The sequence below is a fragment of the Viridibacillus arvi genome, assembly GCF_001274945.1.
GTDB lineage: Bacteria > Bacillota > Bacilli > Bacillales_A > Planococcaceae > Viridibacillus > Viridibacillus arvi.
In genome coordinates this window covers 983,190-998,152 of record NZ_LILB01000005.1, presented here as the reverse complement: position 1 = coordinate 998,152, position 14,963 = coordinate 983,190, and the positions used below count along the sequence as shown (strand labels likewise).

Here is a 14,963-nt window from a genome sequence, read left to right as displayed (position 1 = left end):
AACAATTAAATTTTGGGTAAAGTTGGTTAAAACCATACCATTTACAAAAAAAGAATCAATCATGTTCTACATTGTTATAACACACGATTAGAGGTGTAAAAGTGACAAAAGTTCAAGTAATAAAAAATATACCAAATAGCAGTGGGGAATTAAAAGAAGTTACATTTGTTGATAATCGCGATGCCTTACCTGATATAGGAACTCTTCACATGCTATATGTCATTAGAGTAGATATAACAAATAGCAACAGGCAAACTTTATGTATTTGGAATGGTACTGAATATATTCCATTCTCCAGTGGGAGTAGCAATAATAATGGGGGGGAACAGGGGTATCAACAAATTACGAAATTAGGAGTAACAGCATCAACATCTGCGCCCCGACAGTATCAAATCCCAATTGACTATACAACTTCATTTTTGAGAGCTCCTATAGAAATACTTAAATTTACTGTGGGTCAACAAAATACAGTTTTTATACAGAATAGATTTGAAAACACTGATTCTATCAATTTTATTGATAACAATAATATTATCTTTGATGGTAGGTTGCAATTAAAACAGAATTTTGAAAAACAATTACTTACTGATGATATGTGGTCAGGTGCTGGAACGATTCTTGAAGTGAATTTTGAAAAAAGTGACTTCAAGAAAATTAATAGTTTAAAAATTGACTAGTTTTAATTTATAAAAGGAGTGTTGAATATGCCGGAACCTACAACAATTGGACAATTAAGGCGGAGGGTGGCGGATATGGATATAGGTGATTACATTCCTTGTAAATATGTTGCGTTAAATGGAGTAGTAGGAACACTTAGCGAATTAGGTACAGTTGTAGGGGAGGAGATATTAGTTGAAGGGAGCAAAACTCCAAATGGCATATTTTATTTTATAAAAGTGGCAACTGGAATATTGGTTAGTGATAGAGTAGTACAGCATACTATTAGTTGGGATACACTAAATTCTGGAAATTTTATACAAGGGAAGAGAATTAATTTTAATGAAAATTTAGCTATCACTGCCAGCGCAACAGCGTCTAGCAACTACAGTGACTCAGCGGGAAATAGTAGCGCCTCGGCAATAAACAATGGAAGTTTGAATACAGGAGGATATAAAGGTCGATGGAACCCCGTGAACGGTGACAAAACACCTTGGGTTAAACTGAATTTAGGAAGTCTTAAGGTAGTAAAAGTACTGAGAATTTTTGCTGATAGTCGTTCAAATACTTTTGATATTTCTTTTTCGGATGATGATGTGGAATATCAAATACTTAGTAATATCACTGCACCAGTAGGTAGTGGCTGGATAGAAGTAGAAGTGGAACCGACTGTATGCAGATATTTGAAAATTCATGGATTTCCTTACGACAGCAGTTATGGATATAATGTAGCTGGAATTTACCAGTTTGAGGTGTATGAAGAGTATAAGAACTTCATCATGCGTTCTCTAACTGGAGGTGTTGCCTATGTAGATGAAGATAACAACAAGACACTTATCCAGTCTACACATGTAAGAGGTGCATGGCCTATTAATAATGAATGGGATAAGCATATTAATAACAGTGAGATTGGTAGGGAAGTCAAAAGTTTAGATAAAAGCATATGGAATTGTGGAAACTCCTATACCTGGACTCAAGATTCTCCTATAAACGGCACATTTACAGAAAATACTGGGTTAACACAAATGGCCAGTAGTTCGTCGAGAGTAGCAAGAGGAAATAAGAGTGGTACAGTTCAAACTGAATATAAAGATTATAATGTATTAGCATCAAATTACGTATCTGAGAGGATTGGTTTTAGACCTGTAATTGAATATAGAGAGTAAGGAGGTTTATTAAATATGGCTAATGTAGGAGATAAATTAACTGTCCCTGAAAGTGGTTGGAAAAGGTACGACGACCAAGATAGCTCCATTAAGAAAATAGGCGTAACCTCTGCACCAAACACTGCATATTACAATGGTACAAGAACAGTCATTAATGTTGGAGGCAATATTGAGTTCGACTTTATAGGGACAAGACTAATATTATTATCTAGTGTCTTTAATGGATATAGTGAATGTTTAAAAATATCAATAGACAATAATTTAGTAGAGGTTAGATCACAAACTTCTATAGCTGTAAGTATACCTGACTCTAACTATAATAATATGATCGTTTGGTATAAAAAGGAAGGAATGGATAATAAAAGACATAAAGTTATTGTGGAGAATATAGGAAACTCAATAGCTACCCTAGATGCTGTAGATATAGATTCTAGTGGTAGATTACTCCATCCAGAAGAAGTTACAAAAATAGAAGAATTAGAAATAGGAAAGAGAATAAGGTGTAATTATAGAGCACCTTTTGCAGAGGTCGGAACATTCTCAGCTTTAGGCAAAGAATCATTGGATTTTATACCTACAACAATTTCATCAACAAACTCTTCTGGGGATTTCTACTTTATCATGATTGAGGATTGGAATGGAAAGAAAAGACTAATGGCCGATAGGTATATACAGAATTCAATTAGTTGGAATTCCTTGAATTTAGCAGGTGTTGCAAGTGGCTCAGGGATTACTATAAATATGGGCTCTCGACCTACAGTGCCAATTATGAACTCTTCCATAACGCCTGGAGGAATAACAGTGACTGCTGACAGTAACTATTCTTCCGACTACGCCTATAAAGCATTTGATAGCAATGTTGGCTCCAGACCATTCTGGTACACTCTTACAACTTCACCAAATGAAGGGCATTGGTTAAAGTTAAGCTATCCTACATCTAAAATAATAACTGAAATAGAGTTGCAAGCATTTCTTGTATCAGGCACATCGTATTCAATAAAAGATTTCACACTATTCGGATCGACAGATGATGTGAACTACGAAAAAATATTTTCAGCTATTCACCCGAACGACGCCTTAACCCATAAGTACCAATTAAATGATAGAAAAAAAATATTTAAACATTTCAGAATAAACATTTTATCAAGTTACTATAGTCAACATAATGTAGGAATAAATGATATGCAATTATTTGAAGATCCTACTATACAAAATGATTACGAACTAACAGTTAGATTACCAACAGGTGGGATATATGATTTAGATAAAGATAACGAATGGGATAGGAATATTGTAAATTCTACATTAAACGGTACCATAACAGCTGGGGATGATTCTATTTGGCACTGGGCTGGTCAACAGCAGTGTTGGACTTCGACGACGGGCTCTATTTCTAGTACCTTTGGCTCGGCATATAGGATTATAAGGGGGCACAATCTAATTGATACATTCTCACAATTAGGTACAAGTGGTACTACAGGTAGATTTAGACCCATTTTAGAAATAGAAAGATTAAAAATAAATAAAATGCTTATTTTATTTGAAGAAGATAATTACTGGTATTACAATGGTTCCTTATGGGAGAATACTGGTGCTATACCTAATGATATTGAAGATAAAAAGATATTTTATGAAAAATATGGAATGGATAGAATACCATTTGAAGCAATCGACTCACTCCCTGACAATTTCAGAATAAGTGTATGGACAGATGAGAAAAATGCAAGGAGAACGCTGAAAACTAATGCAATTCCATTAGATCAGCTAGTCCTACCAACCAAAGGCATTAATATCCGTTTTATAGAGAATATAGATTTTGTAAAGCTTACTTCAAAAGAAGTAAATAAAGGAAAAGTACGTGTTATCACTTCATTTGACGAGGGAATTACATGGTATGCACATAACGGAATGGAATGGATTAATATTAATCCGAAAACGGATGAGGTTATCTTACTTGGTATGTCCCCAGAAACACTAGCAAATATTACATCAGCACAATGGACTGATATACGGGGAGATAGTAAGACTATGCGATTCGCATATGCTATATCTATGGAAGATATTACAGATTCAGCAGAAATCGATGCACTCATTACACAAATGGATATGAAAGGTACTTGGAAGAAAGCTGTTCATGGGACTCACTATGATTATGAATATCCAAATAATGATGATTTACTTGTCACTATTTATGCTGATGGTGATTATAAGATAAATTATTAAGCATTACAAATATTACCTTTTAATTCATGGGTATTAAATGGTTATTTGTTATATTATTTAATTAATACAAAAATTTACTAATGAAGCAACTGAAAAGGCTCTATAGTATTCAACAGATATTCTCTTGGGATATCTTTTTTATTTTGTCTAAAATGGGAGAGTGTCGATGGAAAATCTATTTGATGACCGCTTAGGAAATCACGAAGAGCGGATTGTTGCGCTCGAAGAAAGTGATTTGAAACAAGAACTACGATTAAAGCAAATCGAACAAAATTATGTAAAGTTAGAGAATATCATTTTACAAGAAAATCGTGAAACCCGTTCTTTTTTGCAATCTACTATGGATAAACAATGGGATCTTATAAAGTCTAGAGATACGGCATTAGAGAGTGAAAAGGTTCGTACTTATGATTTACGTAAAACTAAAATGGAACGCAATGCCGACCTACTATTAAAATACGGTGGGGCTGGAAGCGTTCTTTATTTATTTTTACAATCATTATTCAATATATTAGCGCAATAGGAGGTCATTTAATGACAATGGAAAAATTAACACAATATATTGCACTATTTGGGGGCCTGCTATCAGCGGTCCTTTTATTTTTGCAGACGTTAGGAATCAGAGTCACCTGGTTTACCAATGAAACAATAGACGCTTTTGTAAATTCATTGTTAGCAGCAGTACCTTTCCTATTGGTTGTTTATGGAATTTATAAAAACACTTATTTATTAACGAAAAAAGCAAGTGAACAAGAAAAAACATTAAAATCTGAAGGATTGAAATAATATGGTGAAAAAATTTGTAATTTCAAGTGGACATGCATTAAAAGTTTGTGGTGCAAAAGGGATTCTTGATGAAGTGAATGAGGCACGTAAAGTGGCCAATCGTGTATATGAAATATTAACAACAGGATATGATGGTAGTGGGTATAATTTCCACGATGATACATCTATCACACAAAATCAAAATTTAAATACTATTGTCAATTACCATAATGGTAAAACACGAGATTTAGATATTAGCATTCATTTTAACGCAGCATCTAAAACTAGCGAACCACGAGGTACTGAATGTTTGTATTACGATGCAATAGCATTATCTAAAAAAGTTAGTGCCAAAATTGCAAGTATAAGTGGTTTAAAAGATCGTGGAGCCAAAGAGAGAAAGGAATTATATTTTTTAAATAGTACCAATAGTACAGCTATTTTAATCGAAGTTTGTTTCGTAGATAGTGTAGCTGATGCGAAAATTTACAATGATAAATTTGAATATATTTGTCAAGGTATTGCTTCAGTTATTGCGGATTATCTTGACTATACTAAGCAGGTATCAACCGTTGACAAATCAGTAAATTCTATTAGTTATTATAAAACTGGTACAGGTAAATACAAAGTCATCAAAGATTGCCATGCATACCAACGAGTGAAATTTGATAAAGCAGAACGAGTAGAAAAATGTAATAAGAATACCATATATACTATAGTGGACATTGTAAGATATGGAAACGTTTATCGACTAAAAACCAAAAGTGGATTGTACATCACTGCTAAAAAAGAATATGTTAGAAAAGTGTAAGCTCTGATTTAAGCAAGAGTTTTTACAAAAACATATTTAGTAAAAAGAATCAAGAAATCAAATAAGAATACCAAATTTGCCGCTAGAAAAAAAGACCCCCAGCAATACGTGCTGTTAAGGGGTCTTTTTTGTGAAAACCGTTGTTCCGACGGTCTTCACATTAGGTTTGGCACCTATGATTCCTACTGGGCTCGAACCAGCGACCTCCACCCTGTCAAGGTGGCGCTCTCCCAGCTGAGCTAAGGAATCGGGAGAAATTCTAATTCTTAAATTTATGTAAGAATTACTTAATATCATAAGATGGCAAACAGTAAAAGTCAAACATTGTTTTCATCAATAAAATAGAAGGGGCTAGTTTGGTCAATATAACCAAACTAGTCCCTTTTTAGTGAAATAACCCTGATTTTCTTGATTTAAGTAGCATACGTGAAGTAATAACATTTAAACGTTTTTTGAGGATGGCGCCAAATAACAGAGCAACTATGAGAACTATGCCAAGTACGATGACATCCACTAATATTTTATTCCATATGATTCCACCAATTGCTTCTCGAGCCATTCCTATAGCGTATGTGAAAGGTAAGTAAGGGTTAATGACCTGGAAGAACTTTGGTAGCAAAACAACGGGATAAGTACCGCCTGAGCCTGCTAGCTGAAGTACAAGCAGCACGATTGCAAGTGCTTTTCCGACATCTCCGAAAACAGACACTAAAGTGTAGACCACACTCATAAATACGAGACTGATGAATAGGCAAAATAGGACGAACCATACTGGGTTATGGGCTGACACTTTAAGAATGAAAAGGTCACCCATAGTAATGATTAGTGTTTGGAGTATGCCTATGGTCCAAAATGTGAATAGCTTTCCGAAATATATTTGGCGAGTGGTATAATCTTCTTCATTTTTCGCTCCTACAGAAAGTAGTGAAATTAAAAGTAGACAACCAACCCAAATGGATAAAACAGTGTAGAAAGGCGTCATACCTGTTCCGTAATTTTTGATTGGGAAGATGGCATTTTCATTTAGCTTAATAGGTTGCTCAAAAAATGATTTCTCCGCATTCGGATCGTTGATAAGTAATTGAATGACGCTATTTAAATCCGTTTCTTTTTCGAAGTCACGGATTTTGTTAGCAAGTTCTCTAACCTTGGTATTCACATAAGGATATTGACCGAGCGCTGTATTGAGACCAGATTTTGCTTCTGAGATGTAACCATCAGTATTATTAATGATACGTACAACTTCAGGCAATTGGGTTTGTATTAAAGTCAGCTTATCCTTTGAAGTAGATAACGTGTTTTGAGCATCATTAATAGCTTTAAAAACAGTTGGTTCAATAGATTGTGCATATTCTTTGATAAAGCTGTCGAGCCCGACAGAAGTTTTTTGAGCGATAGTTTGCAATGAGTTGATGGCATCAATAATCTCTTGTTCTTTACCAGCAAGTACTTCATTAACATTGCGTGCATTTGTTTGTGCTTCTACTAATAAAGCTTCTAAATTTTTTGTACTCTCAATTGCCGATGAGAGTAGTTGTGATTGATCTTTAATGTTATTTTTATCGTTGAATTCCTTTAAATCTGCCAATGTTTGTTCAACGTTATTTACTTTATCAATAGAAGATGTAACCTGATTATCTAACGTTTCTTTTGCTTTATTTACCTCGGTAAAATCAATCTTTGTATTTTGTAGTTGTTTTAACAAACTATTTGCATCAGCTGAAATTTTTTGGACTGTTTGTAGATCTTCTTTAATTTTCGGACTCATATCATTGAGGCGACCTTCAGCTTGTGTCAAGAAGGTCAATGTGTTTTCAATTGTATTAAGTCCATCTTCTGTTAGTTTCTTTACTTGTGGAATTTCATTTTGAGCATCACCAATCAAAGTACTTGCAGAATTGGCATCTTTTTGTGCTTTCTTCAGCTCGGTATGAATGCCTGGTAAATCTTTCTCTAATGTAAAAACATAATTTTTGAATTTTTCGATATCAGGTAAGTTGTTTTGCATTTCTATCCCAATTCGATTGAACATCTCAAAGATCGTTCCGTTTACTGTACCAATAAATTTACTACTCATTTCTTCAGCGAGTACACTAGCACCTTTACTTGTAATTTTGGGAGCGATGGAGTTGATTTTTTCGTTAACATAATATTCTATTTTAGCTTTTCGGGGCTTACCTGAAACAACTGTAGCGAGCTCTTTAGAGAAATTTTCTGGAATAATGATTACCGCAAAAAAATCACCGTTTCGAACTTTCTCCATTGCCGTATTACGATTAGTAAATTGCCAGTTCATATCATGATTTTTATGTAACGTTGCAACTAGCTCTTCTCCAGCATCTATATGTTGGTTTTGTAATTTTGCACCACTGTCTTCATTTACAATACCGACGGGGATTTGAGAGGTTTTCGCATAAGGATCCCATGAAGCTGCAATATTCAACCATGCATATAATGAAGGCAAAATAATAAGCCCGCCTAATATTACCGCAGCTACCCAGTTAGAGAAAATACTTTTAATATCCCGTTTATAAATTTCCCAAATATTTTTCATGTCAGTCCTCCAGTGTTAAAAAAAGAGTGAGAATAATAATCTCTATATAATTGCATACCCCTTTTAAAAAGGTTCTAGCGATAAATTTGAAAATATCTATAGGTTTTTGGTGTTAATAGGGAATTAAAGAACTTGGGGTTTAGCGTAATAGGATTAAAATGAAATATTGTGGAGTTATAAGTAGTATTAGAAGGGTAAATTAGAAAGATATTTTTGGGGATGAACCAAAGTAATTGTGGGTGATTGATTATGGGAAATGTACAAAAATTAATGGAATATTGTCAAATGATTTACTGATTTATGAAGGATATGCCGGGGTAGTAAATAAATTTGTAAATTTGATTTGAATTAAATGGAAAAATGTGATATATAGATGTCTATACCAATTACAGTTTGGGTAGGCTAGTATTATCCATACGTTATTAATGCTTATATCCAACGGTTAAAGTAATATATATAAAAGTAGGAGCTGTCCTTTTTTAAGCGGACAGCTCACTTTGCTACACTTCATTCAAGATGGCTGATCATTTTCTTCCGATGCTGTATCATTGTACTGAAAGAATAAAAAAGATTCGTCCTCTAATTCCTCTTGTTTTTGCGGATGTAAGCCATGTGCTAATGGCCCTGTGAAAATTGATTCCCACCATGTTTCTGTTTTCAACATGTAACATTCCCCCTTTTAGAAGTCTTCAACATTTGACAGCAACCTTCTTGAAAATGGTACAATTTGAGTCAGATAAGGCTCTTTTTCTTATGAAATTATGTAACACTTTTATTATGGATAAATCACGATGTATTTATGCAAGCTTATGAACAAAATTAGATAAATATTTCGATAAATTGGAGGTTTTTTAAATGGCAAATTTTAATGCCCACGATGTAGAAGCAATGATTGCAGCACAACGAAAATTTTACTTTTCAGGTGCAACAAAAAGCTTGTCATTCCGTAAAGAACAATTAAAAAAATTAAAAGTTGCAATCATCAGTCATGAGAAAGAAATTTTACAAGCTCTGCACAAAGATTTAAGAAAAAATGAATTCGAAGCGTACTCCACTGAAGTAGGGATTGTACTAGATAGTATTAGCTATATGCAGAAGTATTTAGAAGAATGGTTACAACCAGTTTCTGTGCCAACTCCACTACATTTTCAACCAGGGAAAAGTTTCATTGTCCGAGAGCCATATGGGACTGTACTTATTATTGGTCCATTCAATTATCCATTCCAGTTAGTAATGGAACCTTTAATTGGGGCAATTATCGGTGGCAATACTGCGATTGTAAAACCTTCTGAAGCATCTGTACATACTGCTGAAATTATAAAAAAAATAATACAAGAAACGTTCCAGGAAGATTACGTGCGTATAGTGGAAGGAGAAAAGGAAGAAACAACTGCTTTGATACATGCTTCGTTTGATTATATTTTCTTTACTGGAAGTGTAGCTGTTGGTAAAATCATTGCGAAAGCAGCAGCAGAACGCTTAACACCACATACGCTTGAACTAGGAGGGAAAAGCCCTGCAATTGTTGACCAAACAGCAAATTTAGAAGTTGCTGTGAAGCGTATTGCATGGGGGAAATTTACGAATGCGGGTCAAACATGTGTCGCTCCGGATTATGTATTAGTACATGAGTCCGTGAAAGTACCTTTTATCCGAATTCTGAAAAAGACTCTCCAAAAGTTTTACGGCAAAGACGCACAAGACAGCCCGGATTATGGTCGCATTATTAATGAGCGTCAATTTGATCGCTTGCAGAATATATTAGATAGAGAGCAGAGCCATGTGTTATTTGGTGGTAACTATGATCGTGACGATTTATATATAGAGCCGACTGTCTTACAAAATATTTCGTGGAATAGCCCTTCAATGGAAGATGAACTATTTGGCCCCATTTTACCGATTATCGTTTACGATGATTTGAGGGTAGCTATTCATCAAATTCGACAATATCCGAAACCATTAGCAGCGTACTTTTTCTCTGAGACAGAAAAAGCCATTCAATATTTCCTTGAGGAATTACCGTTTGGTGGTGGTTGTGTAAATGATACAGTAACTCATGTAGCTAGTGTCTATTTACCATTTGGAGGTGTCGGTAATTCTGGCGTTAATGCTTATCATGGGAAGGCAAGCTTCGAATGCTTTACACATCCAAAATCTATTTTGAAAAAGTCAACGAAGCTGGCAAATAATTTGTTATTCCCACCGTATAAACAGAAAGTGAAATTAGTAAAAACCATTTTAAGATAAGAGTGGCAAAGAACGTCTTTTAGTTGATTGTATTGACTGATAGGCGTTCATATCTTTTTTATGAAAATTGTGTTTATTAGAACTCTGCGTGAGAGTGGGAACTAATTGATAAAAGAAAAGCATTTCTAAGGTCTTATAACCACTAGAAATGCTTTTTATGTACATTAATTGTCAACGTAAGGAAGCTTAATTGTAATACTAGTGCCCTTACCGTATTCACTATCAATTGTAATTTGACCTTCGTGTTCTTGAATAATCTTTTCTGAAATCATCATCCCAAGACCAGTGCCCTCTGTTTTTGTCGTATAAAAGGGTTTGAAAATATGTTCTATAACTTCTTTTTCCATACCGCCCCCATCGTCCGAAAAACAGATACTACAGAATTGATTGGCCGTTTTTTCAACAGTAACGCTAATATTACCGTCTTTTTCAATCGCTTCTACTGCATTTTTTATAATATTAATAATAACTTGTTTAATTTGGTTGGCGTCACCTTTGATCATCATATTATTCGTGTTCCAATTTTGTATGAGTTCAATGTTTTTTAATTGCAACTCAGGTTGATATAAAGTCAGGATATCTGAGATGACTTTATCAATTTTGAATACTTTTGGTTGCATAGCATGTGGTTTTGAGAGAACTAAAAACTCACTAATAATTAAGTTAATGCGATCAATTTCAGCCTCAATTAAATTTGTATAAAATGCATATGGTGAGCTTTTATCGTTATTCATCATTTGGACGAAACCAGAAATAACAGTTAGCGGATTACGTACTTCGTGTGCGACACCGGCAGCTATTTCTCCTATCGCCTTTAACTTTTCCGACTGAATGATTAGTTTTTCAGCTTCTTTTTTATATGAAATATCACGAGTGATTACGGATGTAGCTATAATTTTGCCGTTATAATCAAAAATAGGGGATAACGTCATTTGTGCGTCAAAATAAGTGCCGTCTTTTCTCATATCTTTTGATTCAAGCATATCGAAGCTCCCACTATTCAATAAGTGATTGCATCGTTCTTTTGCTAAGTTTATATACTCTGGAGATACTAACGGAACAGCTTTTCCAATACATTCTCTCTTTTTCCATCCATAAAGTTTCTCAAATGCTGGATTAACGGTAATGATTTTATTTTCTAAATCAAAAACGGCAATACTGTCTTTCGCATTTTCAAAAAATAAATTTAAGTAAGCTTCCTTTGATAAGAAAGCCTTCTCTAAAGAGTCTGAATGGGACTCCATTTTCTTCCATGAATTATTGATATAAACTGTTTGCATAAAGCCGATTATAGCGACAATAAATAAGATTATAGTAAAAAGGGCAATATCTGTATCAGTTATAGAATTACGGAATATTGTATAGCGATATTCTATAAGTAAAATAATCTGAATGATAGTAACAATAAACATCGATAAATTAATCCAAAGTGATTGATATATTGCTAGTAAAAAAAGTAGTAGAATAAGAAATACTAACTGATAAATATAATTAGTTTGCATTATCAATAATATAATGGAACCATTCAATCCGATAATTAATAATATCCTCATTACATATTCATTTATATGTAGTGCCGAACAAACAAGTAAAAGTACACAATAAATGCTTGCGGTGAAGGGGAAAGGTACATCATAATTTATCAAATGGATGCTACTTAGAATGGCGTGAATGATGAGCCCAGTTGCAAATAAAAACAGTACAAATTGATTTCTTTTACGTAAAATAGTAGAGTGCTTCATAAAGACACCTCGAATTTGGTTATAATACCATCATACATGATTTAACGTTGTCGTAAAATGTCATATTTTGATATGATGAAAAGAATAAGGGAGGCTTTTAATTTGACAAGCGATTTTAAAGAACGAGAAACGGTTGAATTACTGAAGGAATTAGTGAATATTGCTAGTCCATCTGGCTTTACAGAGGACATTATGAATTATATGTCTAGCCTACTAGAAAAGATGGACGTATCTTATAAAAAAACAAATAAAGGTGCAATAATCGCAACTATTTTAGGTAAAGATGATTCTAGACATCGCCTCTTAACAGCGCATACAGATACTTTAGGTGCAATGGTAAAAGAAGTGAAAGAAAATGGACGTTTGAAATTGTCTATGGTAGGAGGATTCAACTGGAATGCTGTAGAAGGTGAATATTGTACAATTCATACAGCTAAAGGTGATAAAATTAGAGGTACGATTCTAATGCATGAAACGACAGTACATGTTTATCGTGAAGCAGGGAAACTTCCTCGTAACGAAGATCACATCGAAGTTCGCCTAGATGAAAAAGTATTTAGTTCAAGCGATATTCGTACTAAAGGTATTGAAGTAGGGGATTTCGTATCTTTTGATCCACGTTTTGAATTTACTGAAAGTGGTTTTATAAAATCACGTCATTTAGATGATAAAGCGAGCACAACTTTATTATTAAAATTACTTGAAAAATTAACTATAGAAAAAATTGAATTACCATATACAACACATTTCTATATTTCTAATAATGAAGAAATAGGTTATGGAGGAAACTCTAACATTCCACCTGAAACGGTAGAATATATTGCTGTAGATATGGGAGCAATCGGTGATGGACAAGCATCTGATGAATATACTGTTTCAATCTGTGCAAAAGATTCAAGTGGTCCATATCATTACGCATTAACTAGACAGCTTGTAGCACTTGCTAAAGACAATAACATAGATTATAAATTAGATATTTATCCATACTACGGCTCAGATGCTTCAGCTGCGATTAGAGCGGGTGCTGATGTACGACATGCATTATTTGGACCAGGAATTGAAGCGTCTCATGCTTATGAACGTACACATATCGATTCACTTAGACATACAGCAAATTTATTATTAGCATACATCAAATCTCCAATGATTGATGAACAGGAGGCAGAATAATGCAAGCCACCGAATTACTACAATGTTTACCAATAAAAAAAGTAATAGGTCAATTACCAGAAAATATTAAAGATATTGCGATTGATTCTCGAGGTGTACAACCGAAAAGTGTGTTCGTTTGTATTAAGGGTTACACAGTAGATGGTCATGACTATGCACAAAAAGCTGTTGAAAATGGTGCTATTATTATTGTAGCAGACCACGAGTTAGACCTTGAAGGAGATGTAGCACAAGTAATCGTAAATAATACTAGTCGTGCGCTAGGTTTACTTGCAGCGAAGTTCTTCGATTATCCATCTAAAGACATGACAATGTTTGGGGTAACAGGAACAAATGGCAAAACAAGTGTTACATCTATAATTCGAGATATTCTCCATGGATTAGGTATTAAAACAGCTTTATCAGGTACAATCGGATTTAATCTAAATGGTGTCATGTACGAGTCTGCAAACACTACTAGTGACGCACTTAGTACTCAGCAAATGATTTTCCGTGCAGCAGCTGAAGGATGTCAAGGGATGATTATGGAAGTTTCTTCACACGGATTAGTAGAGGGCCGTTTAGCTGGTGTGGATTTTGATGTCGCTATTTTCACAAATCTAACGCATGATCACTTAGATTTCCACGGTACGATGGAGAACTACGGAAACGCAAAAGGTATGCTTTTCTCCCAACTTGGACAAGACCTTGAAAAAGATAAAGACGCCGTCTTAAATGCAGATGATCCATGGTCAGAAAGATATCAAGAATTAACGCCATACCCAATCTGGACTTACGGTATAAAAAATGACGCCATTTTTAAAGGTGTTAACTGTCAATATCATAATCATATGACTTACTTCGATATGGAAACACCAGAAGGAACTTTCCCTATTAAAATGCATTTACTTGGAGAATTTAATATATATAATGTGCTAGCAGCTACTGCCGCTTTATATGCTAGAGGCTATGCTCTTGAAGATATTATTGAACAAGTTGAAGCAATTGAATCTGTTAAAGGTCGTATGCAAGGGATTCCTACAGGTGATTTACCAATCTCAATTTTCGTTGATTATGCACATACACCTGATGCAATTGAAAAAGCAATTAGTGCAGCAATGCCTTACAAAAAAAATAAAATGATTTTCGTTATTGGTACAGGTGGTAATCGTGATAAATCTAAACGACCTGATATGGCGAAAATGGCTTCTCTTTCGGATTATGTGATTTTAACGACAGATGATCCACGGTATGAAGAATATGACAGTATTTTAGCAGACCTTGAAAAGGGTATGACACATGATCACTACGCTTGTATCGGTGATCGTGCAGAAGCGGTGAAAAAAGCTGTAGAAGTTGCTGAAGCAGGAGATTTAATTATTTTCGCTGGTAAAGGTCACGAAGATTATCAGATTATTGAGAATACAAAATATCCTCATAGTGACGCAGAGATTGCACTAGAAGCTGCTCGTGAAAAATTCCAGTCATCAACTAAATAATGCTTGCCATAAAATGAAAACACTACAAATGTATTTATTTATTACATTTGTAGTGTTTTTTTAATCTCCCTGTAATCAAAAATAGGTATAATGGTGTGTAATTAAATAGTTTTTTTGTAACGATTAAAAGAGTGGTAGTTAGATATAAAA

The 14,963-nt window shown here is 34.3% G+C and carries 12 protein-coding genes and 1 tRNA gene; 9 read left to right on the top strand and 4 right to left on the bottom strand.

Going from position 1 to position 14,963, the window contains the following annotated elements:
- Positions 1-101: 101 nt before the first annotated feature.
- From AMD00_RS14110 to AMD00_RS14085, 6 genes are all read left to right on the top strand, one after another.
- Positions 102-677: a hypothetical protein gene (locus AMD00_RS14110; protein ID WP_053417651.1), complete on the top strand. Its 576-nt coding sequence runs from the start codon at positions 102-104 to the stop codon at positions 675-677.
- Between the two features lie 27 nt (positions 678-704).
- Positions 705-1,823 carry a discoidin domain-containing protein gene (locus AMD00_RS14105; protein ID WP_053417650.1) on the top strand — a complete coding sequence of 373 codons (1,119 nt, stop codon included), beginning with the start codon at positions 705-707 and terminating at the stop codon, positions 1,821-1,823.
- Between the two features lie 15 nt (positions 1,824-1,838).
- Complete coding sequence (locus tag AMD00_RS14100; RefSeq protein ID WP_053417649.1) at positions 1,839-4,046, top strand: discoidin domain-containing protein; 2,208 nt, start codon at positions 1,839-1,841, stop codon at positions 4,044-4,046.
- 166 nt (positions 4,047-4,212) lie between these two features.
- Positions 4,213-4,569 (top strand): hypothetical protein, encoded by a 357-nt coding sequence (locus AMD00_RS14095; protein WP_053417648.1) that lies wholly within the window; start codon positions 4,213-4,215, stop codon positions 4,567-4,569.
- A gap of 11 nt (positions 4,570-4,580) precedes the next feature.
- Positions 4,581-4,832 (top strand): phage holin, encoded by a 252-nt coding sequence (locus tag AMD00_RS14090; RefSeq protein ID WP_053417647.1) that lies wholly within the window; start codon positions 4,581-4,583, stop codon positions 4,830-4,832.
- Between the two features lies 1 nt (position 4,833).
- Positions 4,834-5,622 carry an N-acetylmuramoyl-L-alanine amidase gene (locus AMD00_RS14085; protein WP_053417646.1) on the top strand — a complete coding sequence of 263 codons (789 nt, stop codon included), beginning with the start codon at positions 4,834-4,836 and terminating at the stop codon, positions 5,620-5,622.
- Positions 5,623-5,798: 176 nt separating this feature from the next.
- Here the strand turns inward: AMD00_RS14085 and AMD00_RS14080 are convergent.
- The 3 genes from AMD00_RS14080 to AMD00_RS23580 form a co-directional block, all read right to left on the bottom strand.
- Positions 5,799-5,871 (bottom strand) — tRNA-Val (locus AMD00_RS14080).
- Between the two features lie 136 nt (positions 5,872-6,007).
- On the bottom strand, positions 6,008-8,176 hold the full coding sequence (locus AMD00_RS14075; protein WP_053417645.1) for a YhgE/Pip domain-containing protein: 2,169 nt from the start codon (positions 8,174-8,176) through the stop codon (positions 6,008-6,010).
- A 511-nt stretch (positions 8,177-8,687) separates the two neighbouring features.
- Entirely contained in the window at positions 8,688-8,840 is a 153-nt protein-coding gene (locus AMD00_RS23580; protein ID WP_169786361.1) for a hypothetical protein, read from the bottom strand.
- Positions 8,841-9,031: 191 nt separating this feature from the next.
- On the opposite strand from AMD00_RS23580, the gene AMD00_RS14070 reads away from it, so the two are divergent.
- Positions 9,032-10,423 (top strand): aldehyde dehydrogenase, encoded by a 1,392-nt coding sequence (locus AMD00_RS14070; RefSeq protein ID WP_053417644.1) that lies wholly within the window; start codon positions 9,032-9,034, stop codon positions 10,421-10,423.
- A 164-nt stretch (positions 10,424-10,587) separates the two neighbouring features.
- Here the strand turns inward: AMD00_RS14070 and AMD00_RS14065 are convergent, their stop codons facing one another.
- Positions 10,588-12,165: a two-component system sensor histidine kinase NtrB gene (locus AMD00_RS14065; protein ID WP_083446231.1), complete on the bottom strand. Its 1,578-nt coding sequence runs from the start codon at positions 12,163-12,165 to the stop codon at positions 10,588-10,590.
- Between the two features lie 102 nt (positions 12,166-12,267).
- Between AMD00_RS14065 and AMD00_RS14060 the strand changes: the two genes are divergently transcribed.
- Together AMD00_RS14060 and AMD00_RS14055 are read left to right on the top strand one after the other, a co-directional pair.
- Positions 12,268-13,335 carry a M42 family metallopeptidase gene (locus tag AMD00_RS14060; protein ID WP_053417643.1) on the top strand — a complete coding sequence of 356 codons (1,068 nt, stop codon included), beginning with the start codon at positions 12,268-12,270 and terminating at the stop codon, positions 13,333-13,335.
- A complete protein-coding gene (locus tag AMD00_RS14055) occupies positions 13,335-14,813 on the top strand; it encodes a UDP-N-acetylmuramoyl-L-alanyl-D-glutamate--2,6-diaminopimelate ligase (protein ID WP_053417642.1) in 1,479 nt (492 codons plus the stop codon). Before AMD00_RS14060 ends, AMD00_RS14055 begins: the two co-directional genes overlap by 1 nt.
- Positions 14,814-14,963: the final 150 nt, after the last annotated feature.

Bases quoted from the DNA above. Each gene is read 5' to 3' on its own strand.
- AMD00_RS14105 (WP_053417650.1), top strand. From the start codon at position 705: ATGCCGGAACCTACAACAATTGGACAATTAAGGCGGAGGGTGGCGGAT.
- AMD00_RS14100 (WP_053417649.1), top strand. From the start codon at position 1,839: ATGGCTAATGTAGGAGATAAATTAACTGTCCCTGAAAGTGGTTGGAAA.
- AMD00_RS14095 (WP_053417648.1), top strand. From the start codon at position 4,213: ATGGAAAATCTATTTGATGACCGCTTAGGAAATCACGAAGAGCGGATT.
- AMD00_RS14090 (WP_053417647.1), top strand. From the start codon at position 4,581: ATGACAATGGAAAAATTAACACAATATATTGCACTATTTGGGGGCCTG.
- AMD00_RS14085 (WP_053417646.1), top strand. From the start codon at position 4,834: ATGGTGAAAAAATTTGTAATTTCAAGTGGACATGCATTAAAAGTTTGT.
- AMD00_RS14075 (WP_053417645.1), bottom strand. From the start codon at position 8,176: ATGAAAAATATTTGGGAAATTTATAAACGGGATATTAAAAGTATTTTC.
- AMD00_RS23580 (WP_169786361.1), bottom strand. From the start codon at position 8,840: ATGTTGAAAACAGAAACATGGTGGGAATCAATTTTCACAGGGCCATTA.
- AMD00_RS14070 (WP_053417644.1), top strand. From the start codon at position 9,032: ATGGCAAATTTTAATGCCCACGATGTAGAAGCAATGATTGCAGCACAA.
- AMD00_RS14065 (WP_083446231.1), bottom strand. From the start codon at position 12,165: ATGAAGCACTCTACTATTTTACGTAAAAGAAATCAATTTGTACTGTTT.
- AMD00_RS14055 (WP_053417642.1), top strand. From the start codon at position 13,335: ATGCAAGCCACCGAATTACTACAATGTTTACCAATAAAAAAAGTAATA.